This is a genomic window from Trichlorobacter lovleyi (assembly GCF_015239775.1).
Taxonomy (GTDB): Bacteria; Desulfobacterota; Desulfuromonadia; order Geobacterales; family Pseudopelobacteraceae; genus Trichlorobacter; species Trichlorobacter lovleyi_B.
The window spans coordinates 2,603,991-2,626,015 of sequence record NZ_CP058409.1 but is presented as its reverse complement, the minus strand read 5'-3'; the positions used below and the strand labels follow the sequence as shown (position 1 = coordinate 2,626,015).

The window sequence follows — 22,025 nt, the reverse complement described above, 5'->3', positions numbered from 1 at the left end:
CCTTTATTTCTTCACAAAGATAATTTCAACGCGACGATTACCTTCCACATTGCCCTTGGGATAAACCGGTTCAGCAGATCCAACCCCCAGGGCCTCAACCGTTGCCTGCTCAAGTTTGCCTTTGGTCAACAGACCTTCCCGGATGAAGCGGGCCATCTGGTCAGTGGCGGCGGCATCTTCGTGGCGGCTGGGCTGGCCAAAACCGTGTACCCGCAGTTTGATCCGGTATTCCGGATAGGTTTTAAGCAGGTCAGCCAGCCTGACAATTGTAGTGGTGCCGGCAGGGGTCAGGGTGGTGCTTTTGCCGGTTGTCTTCAACATCTGAGAGCGAGGGAAGGTGACCGACAGGCCGGCGCTGGTGGTCTTGACAATGCCGCCCAGCTTGCCTGCCTCTGCTTCAAACGCCTTGATCCGCTTTTCGGCAGCCAACTGTTCTCCGGTGGCCTGCAGCTGTGCGGTCTGTTGTTTCAATCCTTCCAGCTCCTGGGTCAGGGCTGCCACCCGCTGCTCAGATGAAGCGGTGGCCTTTTTCTGTTCATCCAGTGCCTTGAGCAGTTCGCCGGTTTTCTGGTCGGAGCTGGTGATGACCGAGCCTTTGGCTGACAGTTCCGCTGTTAACGAGGCGACCTTGGCGTTCAGGCTGGTGATCTGACTGGTCTGATCAGCGCTCTGTTTTTTCAGGGCCTTCACCTGGGCCACCAGATCATCAAAGACCTTGATCTTGGACTTGGTAACCGTAATCAGGCCGTCAAGCCGGGACTTCTCCTTGTCCTGGTCCTGTTTGCCGATGCGGGCCAGCAGCACCGCTGCCTGCAGTCTGGCTGCCTCTGCAAGATAGCGGACGGTCGGCTCGGCCTTTTGGTCGAGCTTGCCGCTCCAACCCAGATTTTTCTTGTATTCCGCCTCGGCATTACGCAGGGAGTTCTGCGCAATCAGGATGTCGTCATTCAGTGCCGGCAGATCAGCCCCCTTCGACAGGACCTGGGCAACGGCACTCTGGGCCTGTTGCAGGTAGGCCGGTAGCGGTTCATCTGATGCAGATACGGAGAGGGGGATGATGGCGGTCAGACCGGCAATCAGACTGCAGATGACTGCTGCACGAATCAGGCGGCTCATGGTTTTTCCCCTTTCCCGTCCAGAATGGCTGCCAGACGTTGTTCAAGCTGGGTCAGCTCCTTCTGGGATGCTGTAGATTTCTCAAGGGCGATCCGTTCGTCGGTCAGGGCCAGGGCCAGTTTGACCTGGGTTGTTGCCAACTCGGAGGCCTGGCGGGTGGCACGGTCATCCCCCTGTTTTAAACCGTTCTGGGCGGTTTCCAGGTTGGCTGCCGCCTGCTCAATCACTTCCGGGGCATACTTGGCCGCTGGTGTGCCGCTCAATTTGGCAACCTGATCCCTGGCCTTCTGATACAGGGCAGTGGTCTCAGGTTTGACCCCGCCTGCCTCATCGGCAGCAAAGGCAAAACCTGCTGTCAGTGTCAACAGGGCAACTGCTGCATAGCACCGGACTGGTTTCATGGCCTCTACCTCCCTTTAGTTATGGGGTGTGTGCACCTTGTTCCTGTTTCAATGTAACGGTCCTGATCGGGAACGGAATCTCGATCCCCTGTTCGCGGAAGCGATTCAGGATCCGGGAGTTGATCTTATCGGTTGTGGCAAACAGCTTGGCGTACTCTTCAACCCAGAAGAAGAGCGACATATTCAGGGCCGAATCGCCAAAGGAAACAAAATACGCCTCCGGCCCCGGGTCTTTCAGCACATCATCAATCTCAAGGGCGATGGCGACCAGCTGTTGCTTGACCCGCTCCGCGTCACTGTCGTAGCCGACCCCCACATTGATCCGTCCCTTGATCCGGTTATCGGGAAAGGCCTGGTTGGTCAGCATGGTGTTGCAGAGATCCGAGTTGGGGATGATCAGCAACTGGTTGTCCAAAGTCTTGATCTTGGTGGAGCGCAGCCCGATATCCTGCACATCCCCCACCTGACCCCCTGACAGCTGGATCCGGTCCCCGATCCTGAACGGCCGGTCGATCATCAGGGTAAAACCTGAGATGACGTGGGCCAGGGTATCCTTGGCGGCCATACCGATGGCCAGTGAGCCGATCCCCAGGGCGGTGACCAGTGAGAGTATATCATAGTTGAAGTGCTTCAACACTACCATCAGCGCCGCGCCGATGATGAACAGCATGGTCACCTTTTCGATTATCGGTGCCATCTGGCGTGAGAAGGCCCCGGCCTCGCCGTCCTGCTGCCGTTCTGCGTACCAGAGCAGGGTCTCGTGCAGCACCCGGTAAATCAGGATACAGACAATTGCCACATTGGCAATGAACAGGCCTCCTGACAACAGCCTGAAAAGCTTTTCATGCAGCGGCAGTGTCCGGAAGGCGTAATAAATTCCCAGGAAGGTCAGCAACAGCGAGACGGAAGGGGTGACCCGCTTCAGGATCCGGTCATCAAGATCCGTTGAGGTGAACGAGGCGATCTTGCTGCCCCAGCGGTTGATAATCCAGCAGACCACCTGAGCCAGAAGCCAGAAACAGCCGAAGACAAGCAGGGCCGTCAGCAGCCGTTTGGCCCAGAACAGCGAGCCTGTGTCACTACTTGACGGCACAAAGGAGGTTATGAACGCTTCCAGCAGACTAGGCACCGAAGACCCTCTTGAAGATGGTGTCGACATGCTTCAGGTGATAGGAGAGATCAAAGGATTCACGGATCTTGGTCTCGCCCAGGGCACCCACCACCTCCGGGTCGGCCAGCAGTTCGGTCTGGAAATCCTTGCCCTCTTCCCAGACCTTCATGGCGTTCTTCTGTACCAGGCGGTAGGCGTTCTCGCGGGATACGCCCGATTGGGTCAGGTCCAACAGGATCTTCTGGGAGAAGACCAGCCCCTTCATCTGGTTCAGGTTTCTGAGCATGTTTTCAGGGTAGACCACCAGATTCCTGATCAGGCCGTTCAGGCGGCGCAGCGAGAAATCCAGCGCCACGGTGGCATCCGGGCCGATGTAGCGCTCAACCGAGGAGTGGGAGATGTCCCGCTCATGCCACAGCGCCACGTTTTCCAGGGCGGGGATGCACATGGACCGGACGTAGCGGGCCTGACCGGTCAGGTTCTCGGACAGGATCGGGTTACGCTTGTGGGGCATGGCCGAGGAGCCCTTCTGACCTTTGGTAAACTGCTCCTCCGCCTCCAGCACCTCGGTGCGCTGCAGGTGACGGACTTCAATGGCGATCCGCTCCATCGAGGAGGCGATGATGGCCAGGGCGCAGAAATACTCGGCATGGCGGTCGCGGGGGATGACCTGGGTCGAGACCGGCTCCGGCTTGAGTCCCATCTTTTCGCAGACATACTCTTCAACAAAGGGGTTGATGTTGGCAAAGGTCCCGACCGCGCCGGAGATGGCGCCGGTGGCGATCCCTTCGCGGGCTGCCCGCAGACGGGTCCGGTTACGGTCCATCTCGGCATACCAGGTGGCCAGCTTCAGGCCGAAGGTGACCGGCTCGGCGTGGATACCGTGGGAGCGCCCCATGCAGACCGTATCTTTGTGCTCATAGGCACGCACCTTGATCGATTCAAGGATCATATCCAGATCAGCCAGCAGTTCATCCGCAGCCTGCACCAGCTGTACGGAAAGGCAGGTGTCCAGCACATCGGAGGAGGTCATACCCTGGTGGATAAAACGTGCCTCAGGGCCGACATACTCGGCCACCGAGGTCAGGAAGGCGATTACGTCATGTTTGACCTCGGCCTCAATGGCGTCAATCCGGGCGATATCAAAGTTGCCCTTTTCGCGGATGACCGGCACGACTTCCTGCGGGATAACGCCAAGCTGGGCCTGGGCCTCGCAGGCCAGGGTCTCGATCTCAAGCCAGATGCGGAAACGGTTTTCCGGTTCCCAGATTTTTGCCATGTCGGGTCTTGTATAACGGGGGATCATGTTCAACACTCCTTAGCACACTGAATATTTTCACCGCAGAGGACGCGGAGAAAACAAAACTCAAATTTTTGGAGGTGGAGGGTAAACCACCAGTCTACTTGGTTTTGTCTCTTCTTTTGAGTTTCCCTCTGTGTCCTCTGCGGTAAGTAAAAGCTTTAGATTTTCATCATCGGTCCGGCCTGGTGCTGCTCCCCAATCACGATCTGCGGTGCGCAACAGTTCTGGTCCCGTAAAAATGCCGTTGTTGTCTCAACCACCTTGTCCGGGTGGTTGTTGACCTCAGAGAGGTGCGCCATCACCAGCGCTTCAAGCCCTTCGTGGGCCAGGTCATGCAGCAGCTCCAGTGATTCCTGGTTGGAGAGGTGGCCATGGCGTGATTTTATCCGCTGTTTCAGGTTCCAGGGGTATGGGCCGTTCAACAGCATTTCCGGGTCATGGTTCGATTCCAGGTTCAGGGCCCGGCAGCCCTTCAGTTTCTCCCGCACCAGACGGGTGACAATCCCCAGATCCGTGGCCGACCCTGTCCGTCCCTCACGGGATTCAAGCACAAACCCGACCGGATCACAACAGTCATGGGAGATTGGAAACGGATCAATCATGATATCACGAAAGGTAAAGGAATAGCCGGTTTCAAACTCCACCAGCTGTGCCTTCTGCAGGTAGCGTTCAGCTGCCTGACGGGTAGCGTAGCTGGTCAGAACCGGTACCTTGTACCGCCGGGCAAAGGAACCGGCGCTGCGGATATGATCGATATGCTCATGGGTGACCAGCACTGCATGGATAGACTCCGGGTCTAGTGCCGAGTCTGTCAGGCGGGTTGTGATCTCCTTCAGTGACAAACCTGCATCAATCAGCAGACGGACACCGCCTGTCTCAATGAAGAGGCAGTTCCCTTTGCTGCCGCTGGCCAGTGAACAGATTTTCATTCGAATGTTTATACAGGATTATCTATGTCTGTGGCAAGGCAGACGTGAAACATGTCGAAATGGTTGACTATCTTCGCGATGGGTGTTCCCGATGCAGCAGTTGCCTCGTTTAACGTCTGGTCAGTCTGTGTCCGCACGCTGGATACGCACTCATGAGCCGGGGGCAGGCCGTCAGGCATACCCCCGATTCATAGCCGGTCACGACCGGTGCTTATAGCCGGGATTGTCCGGGATACGTTTAGCAGGCTGTTGAAAAACTACTACGGAGCCCGTCTACGGCGTTGCGCGGTGCTCGCTCCTTCTCCTAACTATACGTTATGTCTCAGTCGCTGTGCGCCGTGCGCCTTGTAGCCGTGCTTCCTCATAACGTTTTTCAACAGCCTGTTAGTCGCGGTGATGTTTTTGTTCTTTCTTATGCTTTTTGTAATGGCCCTTGTGCTTGCCGTTGTCCTTCACAACAATCCGCTCCTTTTCAATAACCGTTACGCGTGGGGGAGGCGGTGGCGGAGTTGTGCCGACCTGTACACTGACATTGGGGGTGGAGACGCTTACACCTACCCCTACCTGGGCAACGGCCACGTTTGTTGCTAAGAGCATACATACCAGACCTGCTGCGAATGATGTACGGATCATCTGTTTCTCCTTGTGTACATGGTATATGATTTTTCCTGCATAGCCCCGCATCATCGACGGGTTGTTGTTTGTTAATTATTTCTACTGCTTATCCGTCATCAGCGGAACCTGGCGGGTCTATTTGCCGAACAGCTTGCCTATCCCTTCAACCCCTTTGCCCCCCAGAAATATTACCCCGCGGGCGACATCGGAGACAATCGGTATGCCGATCTTGCTGGCTACACCGGTTGCAATCTGATCGACAAGGGATTGACGGGCCTGGAAGCGAGGGTTGGCAAGATCACCAGCCAGCGTAAAGGGGACGACGATCTCATCTTTGTTGTCCTTCAGAAAAGCCAGTACGGTCTTGGCAGGCAGCCCCAGAAAGAGCCCGCGGCCGCCACTCAGGTTGAGCTCCAGCCCCTTGATACGGATTTCCCCCGGCATGTTCAGCCGCCGTTTGCTGATGGTAATCTGCGCATCACCATCAAGGGTGCCACGCGTCACATCAAGATCGCCCGGCTTGAGGTAGTAGGGACGGAAACGGGTCAGGTCCCACTGGCGCAGAGCAAGTTTGAGAGAACTGTCAAGGGAGGCCGGTGAAATCTGTCCTGCCAACGTCAGGCTGCCGGACTGCGGGGCAGCCAGGGAGGCCTTGAGCGGCATTGGCTGGTTGAGCAAGGGGTAGTTAAAGGGGCCGCAGGTCAGCTGCAGCCTGGGAAAGCGCAGCAGATGGTATCCCTCTCTGGGATGGCTGGTACCCACGGCAGTCCGTCGTTTGGTCTGGCGGTCAAGGATGATCAGCTCACCGTCTGTCAGCCTTATTTCGCCAATGGAGGTGGCAAAGGCGGGGCTGTCGCCCCGGGGAGCAACATCGCCACGCTGTTTGCGGACAGAGGGCAAGGGAGGGATCAGCTTGCCGTCGGGACCGATTTCAAACAGCAGCTTGGGCTGTTCAATGCTGAGCTGCCTGATTTCAATCCTGCGGGAGGCCAGCGCACGGAAGCTGGGAGTCATCACAAGCCGCGGGATCAAGAGCCGGTCCGGGAAAGGGCCGGGCCCGCTGCGGCGGATGCGGATGTCCGTCACCACCACCCGGTTCCAGCCAGCCTTGATGCTGCCTAAAGAAACATCAGGCCCCAGATTTTTCTGCAGCGTGGTCTCGACCAGTCTGGTCAGATTGCGTGAGAGCCAGAATAGTGTGACGGCTGCCAGAATAGCGAACACGCTTCCTGCAATAATCGCACTGCGGACTGCTTTTCTGTTGATGCTGAGGAGTTGCATGCGCTGCACGATAGCCGAATAAGCCCGTTTTGACAACTGCTGCAAGCGGTTTTATCCCCGCGGGTGCAGTTCGCGGTGCAGCTGTTTCAGACGTTCACGGGTGACATGGGTATAGATCTGGGTGGTGGAGAGGTCGGCATGACCCAGCATGATCTGGACGCTGCGCAGGTCGGCACCGTTTGCCAGCAGGTGGGTGGCAAAGGAGTGACGCAGGGTATGGGGGGAGATGCTGGTGCGGACACCGGCCAGCAGCGCACGCTTTTTGATGATGTTCCAGAAGGCCTGACGGGTCATCGCCTTACCCAGGCGTGAGAGGAAGAGCTGAGGCTGGAGACCCTCCGGGTCCTGCTTGCTGCGCACCTGCTCCAGATAGTCGGCCACCCGGTGGCAGGCGGCGGCGCCGATCGGTATCAGCCGTTCCTTGTTGCCCTTGCCGATGGTCATCAGATAGCCGATCTCCAGATTTACTTCTCGCTGTTTCAGGTTTACCAGTTCAGACACCCGCAGGCCGGTGGCGTAGAGCAGTTCCAGCATGGCCCGGTCGCGGATGTCTTCGGAACGACTGCCGTGCGTTGCCCCCAGCAACCTGTCAACCTCTGCCATGCTCAGGAAGGTCGGCAGCTTTTTCAGGGGGCGGGGGGCTTCAATGATGGCTGAGGGGTTGGTGGTGGCATAACGTTCGATCAAGAGGAAGCGGTGGAGCATCCTGATGGCGGAGAGCAGTCTGGCCCGGCTGCGGGGGGCCAGGCCCCGTTCACGTTCTTTGCCAAGAAATTCGGCAATGTCGGATGGCTGGATGCTGTCCGGGGTGTCGCGCTGCAGCCGTTCCAGATAGTCCAGGTAGCGCCCCAGATCAGCGGCGTAGGCACTGCGGGTGTTGGCGGACAGACCTTTTTCCACGGTCAGCCAGGCCAGGAACAGGTCGAGAAAACGGTTCATTGCCAGTCATCAATGGCCCAGGCCAGACTGGTGCGGATCTCTTCCAGTTTGTCTTCGGCAAAGACCTTTTGGCCGAAGATGTCCCGTACATAGAAGACGTCTGCCACCTGGTCCACCTTGGTGGAGATCTTGGATACGCCGATATACAGCCCCAGTTGGTTGATGGTGCTGGTGATCAGGTAGAGCAGCCCCACCTTGTCATGGGCATAGATGTCGATGACGGTGTACTCATCCGACACCTCGTTGTCGATCTCGATCCGGGTCGGGAAGTGGCGGGCCGATTTGGCCGGCAGCAGGGTGGGGCGCTGACGCCTGTGCACCAGATCAGAGACCTGCACCGTGCCGTGCAGGACATCGGCCATGTCTGCCTCCACCTTCTGCCAGCGGGCCTCGTCGGTAATCAGGAAGCCCTGGGCAGAGTTGACCTGCAGGATATCCAGGATCTTGCCGTTTTTACCGGTAAAGATCTGGGCACCCAGGATGTTGATGCCGTTGGCTGCCATGACGCCGGTTATCTTGGAAAACAGTCCATGGGTGTCAAAGGTACAGATGGTGAAGCTGGAGAAACCGCTTTCCTGCTCATGCTGGACCTGCATGACCAGATCCTTGTCATTCAGCTGCACCAGCAGGTGCAGATGGTCGGCAATGGTCTGCAACGGTGCCGACAGCAAGTAGCGGGTCGGCAGGGCGCGCAACTCTTCCCGGGCTGTGGCGGCAGGGATGTCGTATTCCACCATCTCCCGCACCTTGCGCCGGACGCTGCGGACCCGTTCCGTACCGGCCTCAAGCCTGAAGTCACCCCGCTCAAGGATGTTGAACGCCTTCTCGTACAGCTCGTTGAACAGCATCGCCTTCCAGGTGGTCCAGACATCGGAGCCGACCGCCCGTACATCGGCAATGGTCAGCAGAAACAGCATCTTCAGGTTTTCGCTGGTGACCATCTGACGGGCGAACTGCATGATCATCCGTTCGTCGGCCAGGTCACGGCGCTGGGAGATATGGGCAAATATCAGGTGCTGGCGCACCAGGAACTCCAGCCGCTCGCTGTCCTCTTTGGAGAGCCCCATCCGGCGGGCAATGGTGGGGATCATGTCGGCCCCCTTGTCGGCGTGGCCGCCCCCCTCTCCCTTGCCGATGTCATGGAACAGGATCGACAGGATCAGCAGCTCCCGCTTGCCGATCTGGCGGGCGATGGCACAGGGCAGCGGCAGTTGCTTTTTGAGCTCGCCATTCAGGATCTTCTCGATCTGCTCAACGGCAAACAGGGTGTGTATATCCACGGTGTAGATATGGTACAGGTCGTGCTGCACCTTGCAGTAGATATGCTCAAACTCGGGGATATACTCGTTCAGAAACTCCAGGTGATGCATCAGCCGCAGGGTGTCCGCCATCCCTTTTTCAGAGCGCAGGATATTCAGGAAGGACTGGTTGACCTCGCGGTTGCGCCTGAATTTGTCGTTGATCAGGTGCAGGGACCGCCTGATCAGCCATTTGACACGGATATTCAGCGTCACCCCGTGTTTCTGGGCCAGCTCGAAGATCTGCATCAGTACCGCCGGATTCTTGTCAATGATCGATTCATCCGGGATAATCAGTTCACCCTTGAGTACAAAACAGCCGTTGCCCACCGGGCGGCGTACAAAGTAGCCCAGGATCTTTGCCGCGCCTTCGTCACGCCAGACACAGCGCGAGGTGAGGGTGGAGGAGAAATGCTCCACCCGGGCTGCATGGCGGTAATAATCCCGCATGAAGTCTTCCACTGCCAGCACCTTGCCGCGGTCCTTGTACCCCAGGAACTGCGCCAGGTGGACCTGCAGGTCAAAGTTCATCTGGTCCGATTTTCTGCGACTATGGAAGTGCAGTTCGTTACGCATCCGCCAGAGGTGATCCAGGGCTGAGTGGTAGACCTCCAGCTCTGCCTCGGACAACACCCCTTTGATGACCAGCTCCTTGGGGTCATCAAACTTGTACTTGACCTGTGCCACCCAGAGGGCGGTCTGCAGGTCGCGCAAGCCGCCTTCTCCCTCTTTGATGTTTGGCTCCAGCAGATAGATGGTGGCACCGTATTTGTCACGCCGCCGCCGCATCTCCGTGATCTTCTCCTTGATGAATTTGTCGCTGGCCTTGGGCAGGATCTGGGAATAGACCGTCTTGCGCAGGGTGGTGAAGAGCGGTTGATGGCCGGCCAGGAAGCGGCAGTCGATCAGGGCGGTCTTGATGGTGGTATCCTGGGCCGCCATCTCAACACAATCGGCCGGGGTGCGTACCGAATAGCCCACATCCAGCCGCAGGTCCCACAGGAAGTAGAGCAGCTTCTGGGCAAAGGCCTCGACGGCCTCCACCGGCACACTGCCGTCGTGCAGGAACATGATATCAACATCGGAATAGGGGTTGAGTTCGCCGCGGCCGTAGCCGCCCACCGCAGCCAGGGTCAGGTGGCCGGTCAGGCGCTTGCCGTCGGCCCCCATCAGGCCGAGAATGCCGTTGAACAACGTGGAAACCATGGCATCCATGACCGCTGAAAGCTGGTGCACCACGTCGGTTCCGCTTGCACCGGCAGCATGGCGCTGGCGGATCTCTTCGTGGGAGGAGGTTATGAACTGTTTACAGGCCTCAAGTATCTCGGGACGTTGCTCGTCAAAGCTGCGGGTATCGGTGGAGGGGAAGAGGTGCGTGGTATCAAAGGTCATGGGAACAGTCCTGTTGCTGCTTTGACATCAGTGTCCCAGCAGGCGATTGAGTATGCCCGGCAGGGCAATATCCAGTGTCATGATAATGGTCAGCACAACCATGATGACAACGGTAATCTGTGCAATAAGGTTGAAGACAGGGCCATTCACGTAGGAGCCCATCAGTTTTTTGTCGTTGATCAGCAGCAGCATCACAATCAGAACAAATGGCAACACCATGCCGTTTAGGACCTGGGACAGAAACATGATCTTCATCAGCGGTGCATTGGGTATCAGGATCAACAGGGCACTGATGGCGATGATGACGGTGAAGAACCAGAAAAACTGTGGTGCCTGCTCGAAATCCTTGTCAACGCCGGACTCCCAGCCCATCCCTTCGCAGATATAGAAGGCGGTGGACAGCGGCAGGATACAGGCGCCGAACAGTGAGGCATTGAACAGGCCAAAGGCAAACAGGGATGAGGCATGCTGCCCCACCAGCGGTTTCAGGGCCAGGGCTGCATCGGCAGCGGTCTCGATCTTCAGCCCATGAAGGTGGATGGTGGAGGCGCAGGCCACCATCATAAAGAAGGCCACCACAATTGCCAGGACACAGCCGACAATCACATCAAGCCGGGTAAAGCCGTACTGCTCGGCGGTAATCCCTTTTTCCACCACGGCAGATTGCTGGTAGAACTGCATCCAGGGGGCAATCGTGGTGCCGATGATACCGATCAGGGTCATGATGTAGGCGCTGTCCGGCTTGAATTCGGGGGTGACCGTGGCCTTCAGGATGATGTCCCACTTCGGGCCTGCCATGAAGGCGGCAATCGGATAGGCGATGTAGACCAGGCAGGCCACCAGAAAGACCTTTTCAACGGTGCGGTAGGAACCTTTGACGATCAACAGCCAGACCAGCACCGCACTGACCGGTACTGAAACGTACTTGCTGATGCCGAAGAGCTCCAGCGATGCGGCAATACCGGCAAATTCGGAGATGGAGTTACCCAGGTTGGTGATAAACAGGGCGATCATGACGTAAAAGGTGATCTTGACGCCGAAGGACTCGCGGATCAGGTCTGCCAGGCCTTTGCCGGTGACGGCTCCCATCCGGGCGCACATCTCCTGCACCACCACCAGGGCAATGGTGGTGGGGATCATCATCCAGAGGATGGAATAGCCGTAGTTGGCGGCAGCCAGGGAGTAGGTGGCAATACCGCCGGCATCGTTGTCAACGTTGGCGGTGATGATGCCGGGCCCAAGCAGCGCAAGAAACAGCAGAATGTTCTTGGTGTTGATCTGGGTAAATGGCTTGACCAGTTTGGTGGTTAAAATGCCGCGGAACATACGGTCTCCTACATCATGCCGCCACGGCGGGATTTAATAAGTTTGGGCAGCAGGTGCTGCAACAGGTCGTCAACGGTCAGTACGCCGGCCATGGTGCCGTCTGTATCCAGTACCGGCAGGGCCAACAGGTCGTACTTGGTCATCAGTTCCAGGGTCTCGGTCAGCTCTTCACTGACCTCAACCGTAACCAGATCCTCGTCCATCAGCTCACTCAGCGCCACCTCGGGGGGATGGGTCAGCAACTGCCGGATGGAAACGGCCCCTTCCGGCCGGTTCTCCTCGTTGACCACGTAGCCGTAGTGAATCTCATTCAGCTCTTCATAGGCCAGACGTAAGGCTGTCAGGGCTGATCCCACCGTCTCGTTTGGGGACAGGCGGAAGTAGTCGCTGTTCATCAGGCCGCCGGCCGTGTCGTCCTCATGCTCCAGCAGTTCCTGGATCTCTTCGGCGTTCTCCTCATCCATCAGCTCCAGCAGTTCCTGGGCCTTCTGCTCCGGCAGGTCAGCCAGAACGTCGGCAGCCTCATCAGGCTCCATCTCCTCCAGAATGTCAGAGGCCTGCTCCGAATCCATCTGGTTGATCACCAGGTTCCGCATGTCCGGTTCAAGCTCATACAGCGTCTCACCGGTGGTCTCGGCATCAATGGTCTCCAGAACCGTCTTGATGTTCTGGATCGGGATGCTCTCAAGAATGTCAGCCAGGTCGGCCGGGTGGATCTCGTTCATCTGGTTGCGGGCAATATTCAGGGCCAGCTTGGATGAATTCGCCTCAATCGGCTGGACATACTCCCAGCTGATCTCGGTGGTGGGGATATCCTTGCGCAGGGTGCGTGCCACCCGTTCGCCAAGCCGCTCATAGCCCAGGCGTCGCAGGATGCCGCGGAAGCCGATATCAACCGAGAAGATACAGAGTTTGTCATGCAGGTTGCCCAGCTTGACATCATTCACCCGTACCACCTTGGCGCCGTCAACATCAACGATCTGCTTGTCCAGCAGGTCGTGGCGAACCAGGATTTCACCCTCGGCGGGGATATAGCTGGTCAGTCCGGTCGGGATTGTTCCGGTGGTGGAGATAACAATGTGGGTAAACAGTTTGACCATGCCCCAGGGCAGCAGCTCAAGATTTCTGCCACGGCGGATCACCAGGTGGGAAACCTCGGGAAACACCTCGCCGGGCACCATGATCAGGTCCCGCAGGGTACCGACCTCTTGCCCGGAACTGGTGATGATCGAGCGCCCGATCACGCTGCTCAAATATATTTCGCTGTATTCTGTGCGCATAGTCATCTGCTTGGCTCGTTATAGGAAACGGGCCTTCAGCTGAAGACCCGTATGTGATTGGATTTGTATAGCCTTCGATCTGGTCAAAGTCAACCTGCAAGAACCTTGTAGCCTGATTGTGACAGAAACAGTTCCGGTTGTTTCCTTTTTTGTCAGGCTCTGCTACAGTCTGACCATCATGGCTGAGAAACTTATCTGCGCAAACAAGCGGGCCTTCCACGAATACCATATTGAAGAGCGTCTGGAGGCCGGAATTGTCCTGGTCGGTACCGAGGTGAAATCCCTGCGGGCCGGGAAAGCCAATATGGTGGACGCCTTTGTACTGGTACGCAACGGCGAGGCTTGGCTGCATAACCTGCATATCGCCCCCTATGATTTCGGCAACCGCCAGAACCACGACCCTGAGCGGCAGCGCAAGTTGCTGCTGCACAGCAGGGAGATAGAAAAACTGCATGCCAGAATCCGGCAGGACGGCTGTACGGCTGTGCCGTTGCGGCTGTACTTCAAGGAAGGCAAGGTCAAGGTTGAGGTCGGGGTGGCCAAAGGCAAAAAGCTGCATGACAAGCGGGAGGACCTGAAAAAGAAGGATCTGAAGCGCGAGCATGCAAAAGAGTTCAAAATAAAGGCGCGATAGCGTATAGTATAAGTATGGATCTTTGAAAACTGGGGGCGTAAAGGTTTCGACGGGGGAATGAACTCCTGGGTTGCACCGGGTCGGGGCAGGTGGCCGACCTTAATAAACCTGCACGGCAATATCTGCCGACAATTATAACACCCAACCTGTTGCACTAGCTGCTTAACAGGCGTTCCCGACTGAGATGTCGGTGGTAGGAAGGGAACGTCATTCACTACCGAATAGGATCGCGTAAGCCCGATACGCAGTCCGAAATTCAGGGATCGTCATCTCGCTGTCTTGTCCGCTGTACAGCCTGATGACTAAATCGATCAACGGACTAACGGTGTAGTAGCTCTCGACGTAGGTCTTTCGGACGTGGGTTCGACTCCCACCGCCTCCACCAATTAACCGTCCGTCATGGTGCGGATAAGTTCAAAAGCCTCCGATAAATCGGGGGCTTTTGCTTTTTCAGGGCACCTGCTCGCCGAGGGTGGTCTCCCTGCAAGGCTGATCGAATGGGCGTCCGCAATTGCCAAGTGGGCAGAGCGCGATATAATCAGCACTTACTTCAGACCGAGGTGGCACACGATGAGTTTTATTCTTGCGCTTGACCAGGGTACCACCAGTTCCCGTGCCCTGGTGTTTGACCATGACGGTACTGTCCGGGGGCTGGCCCAGAAGGAGTTCCGCCAGATCTTTCCCGAGCCCGGACTGGTGGAACACGATGCAGAGGAGATCTGGGCCTCACAGCTGGGCGTGATGGTGGAGGCGATTGCCCGGGCAGGGGTGAGCGCTGCCGATATCGCGGCCATCGGCATTACCAACCAGCGGGAGACAACGGTGGTCTGGGATCGCCGTACCGGCAAGCCGATCCACAATGCGATTGTCTGGCAGGACCGGCGTACTGCCGCGGAGTGTGACCGGCTCAAAAGGCTGGGGCTGGAAGCAACCTTCCGGGCCAAGACCGGGCTGGTGCTGGACCCCTATTTTTCCGGCACCAAGCTGGCCTGGCTGCTCGATCACCTGCCCGGGGCCAGGGACAGGGCTGAGAAGGGAGAGCTGGCCTTCGGCACCGTCGACTCATGGCTCGTCTGGAACCTGACTGGTGGCGAGCGGCATCTGACCGACGCCAGTAACGCCTCCCGCACATTGCTGTTCAATATCCACGAAGGCAACTGGGATCAGGAGCTGTTGCAGCTGCTCCGGATTCCGCCTGCAATCCTGCCGGAGGTTGTGCCCTCCAGCCAGGTCTACGGTGAGACAGCGGCCCGCTTTTTTGCTGCCCGGCTGCCGATCTCCGGTATTGCCGGGGACCAGCAGGCGGCGCTGTTCGGCCAGCTCTGCGACCGGCCCGGGATGGTCAAGAACACCTACGGCACCGGCTGTTTCATGCTGATGCAGACCGGCGAACGGCCGGTCCTTTCTGAGCGGAACCTGCTTACCACCGTGGCCTGCCGCCTGGGGGACCGGACCGAATATGCCCTTGAAGGCAGTGTCTTTGTGGCTGGCGCCGCGGTGCAGTGGCTGCGGGACGGTCTGGGGATCATCCGCAGTTCTGAGGAGGTTGAAACGCTGGCTGCCTCGGTGCCGGACAACGGCGGTGTCTACCTTGTCCCGGCCTTTGCCGGGCTGGGAGCGCCCCACTGGGACCCCTACGCCCGCGGTACCCTGCTGGGCATTACCCGCGGCAGCACTGCCGGCCATATCGCCCGGGCCACCCTGGAAAGTATCGCCTTCCAGACCGCTGACCTGCTGGAGGCGATGGAGTCGGATGCAGCCACTCCCCTGACTGAATTGCGGGTGGATGGCGGTGCCACTGCCAACAATCTGCTGATGCAGTTCCAGGCCGACCTGCTGGGGGTGCCGGTTGTGCGGCCCAGGGTGCGGGAAACCACTGCCCTGGGGGCGGCCTATCTGGCCGGGTTGGCAATCGGCTACTGGCAGGATCGTGGGGAGCTTAGCCGGCTCTGGCAGGCGGAGCAGACCTTTACCCCGGCACGGGAACAGGAACGGATGGCGGAGTTGCGTTACAACTGGAGCAGGGCCGTTGAGCGCTCAAAAGGGTGGGCACAGCCATGAAACGTGCGGAACTTTTGCAGCAGCTTGCAGATGGTGCAATCTGGGACATGATCGTGATCGGCGGCGGTGCTACCGGCCTTGGCACGGCGGTGGAGGCGGCCAGCCGCGGCTACCGGACCCTGTTGCTGGAACAGGGGGATTTTGCCCAGGGGACCTCCAGCCGGAGCACCAAGCTGATCCATGGCGGGGTGCGCTACCTGCAGCAGGGCAACCTGTCGCTGGTGCTGGAGGCGCTGCGGGAGCGGGGACTGCTGATCCGCAACGCCCCCCATCTGGTGCACAATATGTCGTTTGTGGTGCCGCTCTACGACTGGTGGGAAGGGCCGTTCTACGGTATCGGCCTTAAAATGTACGACCTGCTGGCCGGTAAGCTGGGGCTCGGCCCCTCCTGTCTGTTGTCCAAGGAGGAGACCCTGCGCCATATCCCCACTGTAGAGCCGAACGGTCTGCGGGGCGGGGTAATCTACCATGACGGCCAGTTTGACGATTCCCGTCTGGCGGTCAGTCTGGCCCTGACCCTGGCCGATCTGGGCGGTGTTGCGCTCAACTACCTGCCGGTGACCGGCATCATCCGGACAGATGGGCTGGTGAGCGGGGTGGGGGCGCTGGACAGGGAAACCGGCCGGGAGTTCGTCATCAGGGGCAAGGTCGTCATCAACGCGGCCGGTCCGTTTATCGACAAGGTGCGGCGGATGGTCGACTCCACGGTCAGGGAGCTGATTACCCCCAGCCAGGGCGTGCATCTGGTGCTGGACGGCTCGTTCCTGAACGGTGACAGCGCAATCATGGTGCCCCATACCGATGACGGCCGGGTGCTGTTTGCGGTCCCCTGGCATGGCCGTACCATCGTCGGCACCACCGACACCCCGATTCCGGAGGCCGGTCCGGAACCACGTCCGCTGGCGGAAGAGATCGACTTCCTGCTGGCCCATGCCAGCCGCTACCTGACCCGCCACCCGCAGCGCTCCGACCTGCTGAGTGTCTTTGCCGGTATCCGGCCGCTGGTCCGTGCCGATGCAGGCAGCGACACCGCGTCGCTCTCCCGCGATCATACCCTGCTGGTGGAGAGCTGCGGTCTGGTTACCATTGCCGGTGGCAAGTGGACCACCTACCGCAAGATGGGGGAGGATACGGTTACTGCCGCTGCCCAGATCGCCGGGCTGGAGGAACGGCCGTCGGTTAGCGCCGAGCTGAGGATTCACGGCTGGCAGGAGGGGGTGGCTGTTGACCGGCCCTTGCAGGTCTACGGCAGTGATGCCGCAGCACTGGAACTGTTGCTGGCGGAAAATCCGGCCTGGCGGGAAGCGCTGCATCCGGCGCTGCCCTACTGTGCTGGGGAGGTGATCTGGGGGACACGCTACGAACAGGCACGGACCGTGGAGGATATCCTGGCCCGTCGCACCAGGGCGTTGCTGCTGGATGCCCGTGCCAGTATCAGCGCGGCGCCGCAGGTTGCGGCACTGATGGCGTCCGAGCTGGGGCAGGACCAGGCCTGGCAGGAGACGCAGGTTACGGCATTTACGGAGCTTGCCAGCGGGTATCTGCCGGCATGAGGCAGGACGCTGAAAGGGAAGGATCGCAGATGACGAGAGAGAGTGATGCATTAATCTCACACTGCCCGCAGTGCGGCAGTCAAGCGTTGACCTGGCCGTCGCCCAAACATTTCAGCTGTGCGGACTGCGGCTTTGTACTGTACCTGAATTGTGCCGCAGCGGTGGCGGTCATCATGGAGTGCCAAGGCAAGATCCTCTTCGGTGTGAGAAAGCATGAGCCGCAGCTTGGCATGCTTGATCTGCCCGGCGGGTTCGTGGACCAGGGCGAGAGTGCTGAAGAGGCGGTCCGGCGTGAGGTGCAGGAGGAGTTGGGGATTGCGATCCACGACATGCGCTATCTCTTTTCCTTCCCGAACAAATACCGCTATCGCGGCATTGAATACGACACGCTGGACCTGATATTTCTGGCAAGGTGGGATGAGCCGCCTGCGGTGAAGGCTGCCGATGACCTGGCGGATGCGCTGTGGGTCAGTCATGATGCGGTGGAATACGATAAAATCGGATTCGGCTCTCTCAGACGGGCCGTTCGCCGTTATCTGGAAATAGAGTATCCCGGCCTGGAAGGGGGCTGCCCATGAAGATCCTGATCGCGCCCGATTCATTCAAGGAGAGCCTGACGGCTCTGGAAGCGGCGCAGCAGATCGAGTCGGGATTCAGGTTGTCGTTCCCGGAGGCAGAGTATCTGATCGCCCCCCTGGCTGATGGCGGCGAGGGTACCGTACAGGCGGTTGTGGCAGCCAGCGGCGGCTCACATCTGTCCTGCAGGGTAACGGACCCGCTGGGCAGGCCGGTGCAGGCCGCGTATGGTCTGACCGGCGATGGCGCTGTCGCCGTCATTGAAATGGCCGCTGCGAGCGGCCTGATGCTGGTTCCCCCGGCAGCACGCAACCCGCTGCTGACAACCAGCTATGGAACCGGCGAGCTGATCCGGTCTGCCCTGGATGCCGGGGTGTCGCGCATCATTATCGGCATAGGCGGAAGTGCAACCAATGACGGCGGTGCCGGCATGTTGCAGGCGCTCGGGGCGGTGCTGCTGGATCGGCAGGGCAGGGAACTGGCCTCCGGCGGTGGCGCCTTGTCGGGGCTGGCACGGATCGACCTGAGCGGACTTGATCAGCGTCTGCAGCATGTTTCACTTGAGGTGGCCTGTGATGTCACAAATCCGCTGCTGGGGGAACAGGGGGCCTCAGCGGTGTTTGGCCCCCAAAAGGGGGCCAGCCCTGAGATGGTTGCGCAGCTTGATGCCAATCTGGCGCACTATGCCGGGATTATCAGCCGGGATCTGGGTAAGGCGGTGGCAGCGGTGCCGGGGGCAGGTGCTGCCGGAGGGATGGGGGCGGCATTGCTGGCCCTGGGGGCCAGGCTCTGTTCCGGCATTGAGCTGGTCATGGACTGCATCGGCTTTGAGACGCTTGTGCAAAAGGCTGATCTTGTCATTACCGGCGAAGGCCGTATCGACAGCCAGAGCGTCAACGGCAAGGTGCCGGTCGGTGTGGCCCGTGTTGCGGCACGTTGGGGGAAGCCGGTGATTGCCATTGCCGGCAGCCTGGCCGCTGATGCGGATATTGTCTATAGCCATGGGATTGCGGCCATGTTCAGTACCACGGCACGGCCCTGCAGCATGGAGGACGCCTTGGCAGACGCAGCTGCAAACCTCTTGCATACCTCCCGTGATATTGCGGCAACCGTACGGCTGGCCCAACGGCTGCCTCTGACGTGAGGCCTCCGGCCCGTCAGGGGGAGTCCGGCTTGTTCCCCGCAGCGCGTACCACGCAGCTGTCTAATGTTTTCAGGAGTACTTCCAGTCTGAACGGTTTTGTCAGGTAGGCGTCGAATCCCTGCTGCAGCAAGGCCTCCCTGGTCCCTTTCAGCGCATCGGCAGTCAGGGCAATGACCGGCGTGTGTTTCCCGCTGATTTCCTCTTCAGCACGAATAGCCGACAGCGCCTCTCCGCCACTCATGCAGGGCATGTGCAGATCCATCAGGATCAGATCGATAGCCTCTTTTCTCCAGATCTCCAGGGCCTGTTGGCCGTTTTCGGCACACAGAGGGTGGTGTCCCGCCTTTTGCAGCAGCAATACGGCAGTACGCTGATTGAGCAGGTTGTCTTCAGCCACCAGAATTGTCAGCGGTTTCTGGCGGGGCAGGGTGAGCGCCGACAGCTGCTGCGCAGAGGGCTCGGGGGGCGGCTCTGCAGGCCGCTTGAAGGGCAGTTCCAGGTGGAACCGGCTGCCTGTGCCTGCTGCACTCTCCACCCAGATGCGCCCGCCCATTAATTCTGCAAGCTGACGGCAGATCGTAAGCCCCAAACCGGTTCCGCCGAATCTCCGCGAGGTGCTGGTATCAGCTTGGGTGAACGGATCAAATATCCTGTCCAGCGCTTCAGCCGCAATGCCAATCCCGGTATCGGCAACCTCTATCCGGATGATGAGGAGGTCGTTGCGGCTTTCCTGCAGAGAGGCCTGAATGGAGATCTTGCCGTGGGCGGTAAACTTGACGGCGTTACTGAGCAGGTTGAGCAGGATCTGCTTGACCCGCAGCTGGTCACCGCGGACAAATTCAGGGATTTTCGGGTCGATCTGTATGTCGGCCTGTAAATGTTTTTCAAATATTTTGGACATCTGCATGGCAGTTATGTCACGCAGACACTGCTGCAGTGAAAAGTCGACTGCCTCGAGTTCTATTTTGCCGGCCTCTATCTTGGAAAGATCAAGGATGTCATTGATGATCGACAACAGGTTGTCGGCAGATGTCTTGATGTCACTCAGATACTCCTGTTGTTCGGGGGTAAGCTCCGTGAACCTGAGCAGTTCAGTCATACCCAGTATACCGCTCATGGGGGTGCGGATCTCATGGCTCATATTGGACAGGAACTGGCTTTTGGCGGTGTTGGCCGCTTCTGCCGCATGTTTTGCCTGGGCCAGATCGTCCTCTGTCTGTTTACGCATCTTGATTTCATGCTTCAGTTCAGTCACCAGATCCACTGCCATTGCATCAAATGTGCGGGAAAGATCACCGAACTCATCGTTTGTCTGGGTGGCACTGCGTACGGTCAGATCGCCGTTTGCCACCGCCAGTACCGCCTGGTGCAGCTTTGACAGGGGGCGCAGGACACGTTGCACCAGAATGCCGGTCAACAAGATCAGAATCAGCAGCATCAGGAGCGGGATGGCAATGGTGATGGTGCGGAATGTCCGCTCGATATGCATCCGCTGCTTCCGTGCCTCGTTGCCCCAGCGTTGTACCGAGTCAGAGATGATCTGGGTATGGGTCAGGGCCTGATCTATCAGCAGATCTTTCTGGCGGATCTGCAGATCTGTTTTGGCAGGACTTGCTGCAACAAGCCGTTGGAACAGATTGGTTAGCGATTTTGCTTCGTTGAGGGCCATAGACGACACCGGAACAACATCATGGGCCCCTGCCTCCAGTGTGTCTACCAGGGTGGTCTGCAATATCTGCCATTGCTGTATGGATCTCTTTTCCGAGTAGGTGATGTATTCATGGGTCAGTATCAATAGCCGGGAGATGGTGTTTGAGGCGGTTTGCGCCCGTTCTTCTGCCTGAGAAATCGCATTCAGCTTGATTGTGATCACCCAACTGGTTGTAGCCAGGGCCAACACCATCAGAAAAGCAATCGATATTGCAATTTTAAGTAATGTTCTTATCTGCATGGGCTACCTGACAATACTAATCAAGCCTGGACGCACCCTGCTCAGCGGGGTGGCGTAGATAAAATCGAGATAGTTTGGTGAACGTTCCTGTTTGACATGACCTTCATGGCGTGCCCAGCGGGACTCTCCTTCCAGGGTTGTCAGCAGTGACTGATCAAGCGAGAGACGATAGTTGTAGCGCGGCCAGATCCAGTGGATGAACGACTGGTCAAGCTGAAGACGGTTGCGAAGAATGACCATCGCCTTTGCGGGTTCAAGCTTGATGAACTGTTCTGCACGGTCCAGGGCGCGCAGCAACCTGACCAGATCATCATCACGCACGCCAAGGTGTTTCTTATGCACAAGCAGGTTGAAGGATAACCGGTAGACATTGGACTTTGGCAGGGTCCTGGTACCGGGAACAGACTTGAGCATGATAAAAGGGTACGGTTCCCAGATTGCAACGGCATCAATCTTCCTGTTTTTTAGTGCGTCAGCCATTTCCTCGGGTTGCAGATTGTGTACCTGAACGGATTTGGGATCGACACCATGCAGTAGAAGCAGCATATCCAGATAATAGTGGCTGGCCGTCCCGGTTACGGTTCCGACCCGCTTTCCTTGCAAGTGGCGGGGGTGAGAGATGTCTGTATTGGAGCGGGTTACAATTTTGATATCGTCATCACTGGTTACAAATGTGGCAATAACCGCGTAATTACTGTTCTCAAAACTGTTAAACATCACCACTGTGTCAGATGAGGTCGCAAGATCTGCATTGCCTGCCAGCAGCTCATGCAGTGTACGATGCCCGCCAATAACCTCGGATATTTTGAGCTGCAGGCCTTCAGACGAGAAATAGCCCATGCTGTCAGCGATGTAGATAGGGAGCGACAACGGGGTCTTTGATACTGATAGTCTGAGCGGTTCAGCTGACCAGGCGCTGGAAGTGAAGATTAGTTGAAATGACAACAGTAAAAGTAGTACTAAGCATGCTCGAGAGCTGCGCCAGAGACGGAGAAAAAAAAGGTTACCCGTTTTTTCTTTCAAGACAGTCCTGGTTAGGTAGCTTGTTGACATGGATTTCCCTCAGCCTGCGTTAGAGACACGTTTATTAATTTATCGTAGCTCAGTTTTTAAAA

General features: G+C 58.1%; 18 protein-coding genes and 1 other RNA gene. 6 read left to right on the top strand and 13 right to left on the bottom strand.

Annotated features, from left to right (window positions below; genetic code table 11):
* Positions 1-3 precede the first annotated feature (3 nt).
* From FY034_RS12100 to FY034_RS12050, 11 genes are all read right to left on the bottom strand, one after another.
* Positions 4-1,116 (bottom strand): hypothetical protein, encoded by a 1,113-nt coding sequence (locus FY034_RS12100; RefSeq protein WP_265550883.1) that lies wholly within the window; start codon positions 1,114-1,116, stop codon positions 4-6.
* A complete protein-coding gene (locus tag FY034_RS12095; protein ID WP_265550880.1) occupies positions 1,113-1,517 on the bottom strand; it encodes a DUF4398 domain-containing protein in 405 nt (134 codons plus the stop codon). The genes FY034_RS12100 and FY034_RS12095 overlap by 4 nt, the downstream gene beginning before the upstream one ends.
* Positions 1,518-1,536: 19 nt before the next feature.
* On the bottom strand, positions 1,537-2,646 hold the full coding sequence (locus FY034_RS12090) for a mechanosensitive ion channel family protein (RefSeq protein ID WP_265550879.1): 1,110 nt from the start codon (positions 2,644-2,646) through the stop codon (positions 1,537-1,539).
* On the bottom strand, positions 2,639-3,934 hold the full coding sequence (gene purB, locus FY034_RS12085) for an adenylosuccinate lyase (protein ID WP_265550877.1): 1,296 nt from the start codon (positions 3,932-3,934) through the stop codon (positions 2,639-2,641). Before purB ends, FY034_RS12090 begins: the two co-directional genes overlap by 8 nt.
* A 155-nt stretch (positions 3,935-4,089) precedes the next feature.
* Positions 4,090-4,860 carry an MBL fold metallo-hydrolase gene (locus FY034_RS12080; RefSeq protein WP_265550875.1) on the bottom strand — a complete coding sequence of 257 codons (771 nt, stop codon included), beginning with the start codon at positions 4,858-4,860 and terminating at the stop codon, positions 4,090-4,092.
* A 384-nt stretch (positions 4,861-5,244) separates the two neighbouring features.
* The gene (locus tag FY034_RS12075; RefSeq protein WP_265550873.1) at positions 5,245-5,493 is read right to left on the bottom strand and encodes a hypothetical protein; all 249 of its coding nucleotides are present in this window, start codon (positions 5,491-5,493) and stop codon (positions 5,245-5,247) included.
* A gap of 117 nt (positions 5,494-5,610) precedes the next feature.
* The gene (locus FY034_RS12070; RefSeq protein WP_265550872.1) at positions 5,611-6,756 is read right to left on the bottom strand and encodes a DUF748 domain-containing protein; all 1,146 of its coding nucleotides are present in this window, start codon (positions 6,754-6,756) and stop codon (positions 5,611-5,613) included.
* Between the two features lie 51 nt (positions 6,757-6,807).
* Positions 6,808-7,695, bottom strand: coding sequence for a site-specific tyrosine recombinase XerD (gene xerD, locus FY034_RS12065; RefSeq protein WP_265550870.1), 888 nt, complete (start codon positions 7,693-7,695; stop codon positions 6,808-6,810).
* Positions 7,692-10,385, bottom strand: a complete 2,694-nt coding sequence (glnD, locus tag FY034_RS12060) for a [protein-PII] uridylyltransferase (RefSeq protein WP_265550868.1) — start codon at positions 10,383-10,385, stop codon at positions 7,692-7,694. The genes xerD and glnD overlap by 4 nt, the downstream gene beginning before the upstream one ends.
* Before the next feature lie 27 nt (positions 10,386-10,412).
* Positions 10,413-11,711, bottom strand: a complete 1,299-nt coding sequence (locus FY034_RS12055; RefSeq protein WP_265550865.1) for an Nramp family divalent metal transporter — start codon at positions 11,709-11,711, stop codon at positions 10,413-10,415.
* 8 nt (positions 11,712-11,719) lie between these two features.
* The gene (locus tag FY034_RS12050) at positions 11,720-12,997 is read right to left on the bottom strand and encodes a magnesium transporter (protein WP_265550863.1); all 1,278 of its coding nucleotides are present in this window, start codon (positions 12,995-12,997) and stop codon (positions 11,720-11,722) included.
* A 172-nt stretch (positions 12,998-13,169) separates the two neighbouring features.
* Between FY034_RS12050 and smpB the strand changes: the two genes are divergently transcribed.
* From smpB to FY034_RS12020, 6 genes are all read left to right on the top strand, one after another.
* Positions 13,170-13,625, top strand: a complete 456-nt coding sequence (gene smpB, locus FY034_RS12045) for an SsrA-binding protein SmpB (protein ID WP_265555261.1) — start codon at positions 13,170-13,172, stop codon at positions 13,623-13,625.
* A gap of 31 nt (positions 13,626-13,656) precedes the next feature.
* Positions 13,657-14,010, top strand: a transfer-messenger RNA (tmRNA) gene (ssrA, locus tag FY034_RS12040).
* A gap of 185 nt (positions 14,011-14,195) precedes the next feature.
* A complete protein-coding gene (gene glpK, locus FY034_RS12035; protein ID WP_265550861.1) occupies positions 14,196-15,686 on the top strand; it encodes a glycerol kinase GlpK in 1,491 nt (496 codons plus the stop codon).
* Positions 15,683-17,239, top strand: a complete 1,557-nt coding sequence (locus tag FY034_RS12030; protein WP_265550859.1) for a glycerol-3-phosphate dehydrogenase/oxidase — start codon at positions 15,683-15,685, stop codon at positions 17,237-17,239. Before glpK ends, FY034_RS12030 begins: the two co-directional genes overlap by 4 nt.
* A gap of 29 nt (positions 17,240-17,268) precedes the next feature.
* The gene (locus tag FY034_RS12025; protein ID WP_265550857.1) at positions 17,269-17,817 is read left to right on the top strand and encodes an NUDIX hydrolase; all 549 of its coding nucleotides are present in this window, start codon (positions 17,269-17,271) and stop codon (positions 17,815-17,817) included.
* Positions 17,814-18,959, top strand: coding sequence for a glycerate kinase (locus FY034_RS12020; protein WP_265550856.1), 1,146 nt, complete (start codon positions 17,814-17,816; stop codon positions 18,957-18,959). Before FY034_RS12025 ends, FY034_RS12020 begins: the two co-directional genes overlap by 4 nt.
* Positions 18,960-18,972: 13 nt before the next feature.
* On the opposite strand, the gene FY034_RS12015 is transcribed toward FY034_RS12020, so the two are convergent.
* Positions 18,973-20,910 carry an ATP-binding protein gene (locus tag FY034_RS12015; protein WP_265550855.1) on the bottom strand — a complete coding sequence of 646 codons (1,938 nt, stop codon included), beginning with the start codon at positions 20,908-20,910 and terminating at the stop codon, positions 18,973-18,975.
* 3 nt (positions 20,911-20,913) lie between these two features.
* Positions 20,914-21,855, bottom strand: coding sequence for an ABC transporter substrate-binding protein (locus FY034_RS12010; RefSeq protein WP_265550853.1), 942 nt, complete (start codon positions 21,853-21,855; stop codon positions 20,914-20,916).
* Between the last annotated feature and the right edge of the window lie 170 nt (positions 21,856-22,025).

Coding starts and splice junctions, on each gene's coding strand:
- FY034_RS12070 (WP_265550872.1), bottom strand. CDS start 6,756: ATGCAACTCCTCAGCATCAACAGAAAAGCAGTCCGCAGTGCGATTATT.
- FY034_RS12050 (WP_265550863.1), bottom strand. CDS start 12,997: ATGACTATGCGCACAGAATACAGCGAAATATATTTGAGCAGCGTGATC.
- FY034_RS12055 (WP_265550865.1), bottom strand. CDS start 11,711: ATGTTCCGCGGCATTTTAACCACCAAACTGGTCAAGCCATTTACCCAG.
- FY034_RS12015 (WP_265550855.1), bottom strand. CDS start 20,910: ATGCAGATAAGAACATTACTTAAAATTGCAATATCGATTGCTTTTCTG.
- purB (WP_265550877.1), bottom strand. CDS start 3,934: ATGATCCCCCGTTATACAAGACCCGACATGGCAAAAATCTGGGAACCG.
- glpK (WP_265550861.1), top strand. CDS start 14,196: ATGAGTTTTATTCTTGCGCTTGACCAGGGTACCACCAGTTCCCGTGCC.
- FY034_RS12025 (WP_265550857.1), top strand. CDS start 17,269: ATGACGAGAGAGAGTGATGCATTAATCTCACACTGCCCGCAGTGCGGC.
- smpB (WP_265555261.1), top strand. CDS start 13,170: ATGGCTGAGAAACTTATCTGCGCAAACAAGCGGGCCTTCCACGAATAC.
- glnD (WP_265550868.1), bottom strand. CDS start 10,385: ATGACCTTTGATACCACGCACCTCTTCCCCTCCACCGATACCCGCAGC.
- FY034_RS12095 (WP_265550880.1), bottom strand. CDS start 1,517: ATGAAACCAGTCCGGTGCTATGCAGCAGTTGCCCTGTTGACACTGACA.
- FY034_RS12030 (WP_265550859.1), top strand. CDS start 15,683: ATGAAACGTGCGGAACTTTTGCAGCAGCTTGCAGATGGTGCAATCTGG.
- xerD (WP_265550870.1), bottom strand. CDS start 7,695: ATGAACCGTTTTCTCGACCTGTTCCTGGCCTGGCTGACCGTGGAAAAA.
- FY034_RS12080 (WP_265550875.1), bottom strand. CDS start 4,860: ATGAAAATCTGTTCACTGGCCAGCGGCAGCAAAGGGAACTGCCTCTTC.
- FY034_RS12075 (WP_265550873.1), bottom strand. CDS start 5,493: ATGATCCGTACATCATTCGCAGCAGGTCTGGTATGTATGCTCTTAGCA.
- FY034_RS12020 (WP_265550856.1), top strand. CDS start 17,814: ATGAAGATCCTGATCGCGCCCGATTCATTCAAGGAGAGCCTGACGGCT.
- FY034_RS12100 (WP_265550883.1), bottom strand. CDS start 1,116: ATGAGCCGCCTGATTCGTGCAGCAGTCATCTGCAGTCTGATTGCCGGT.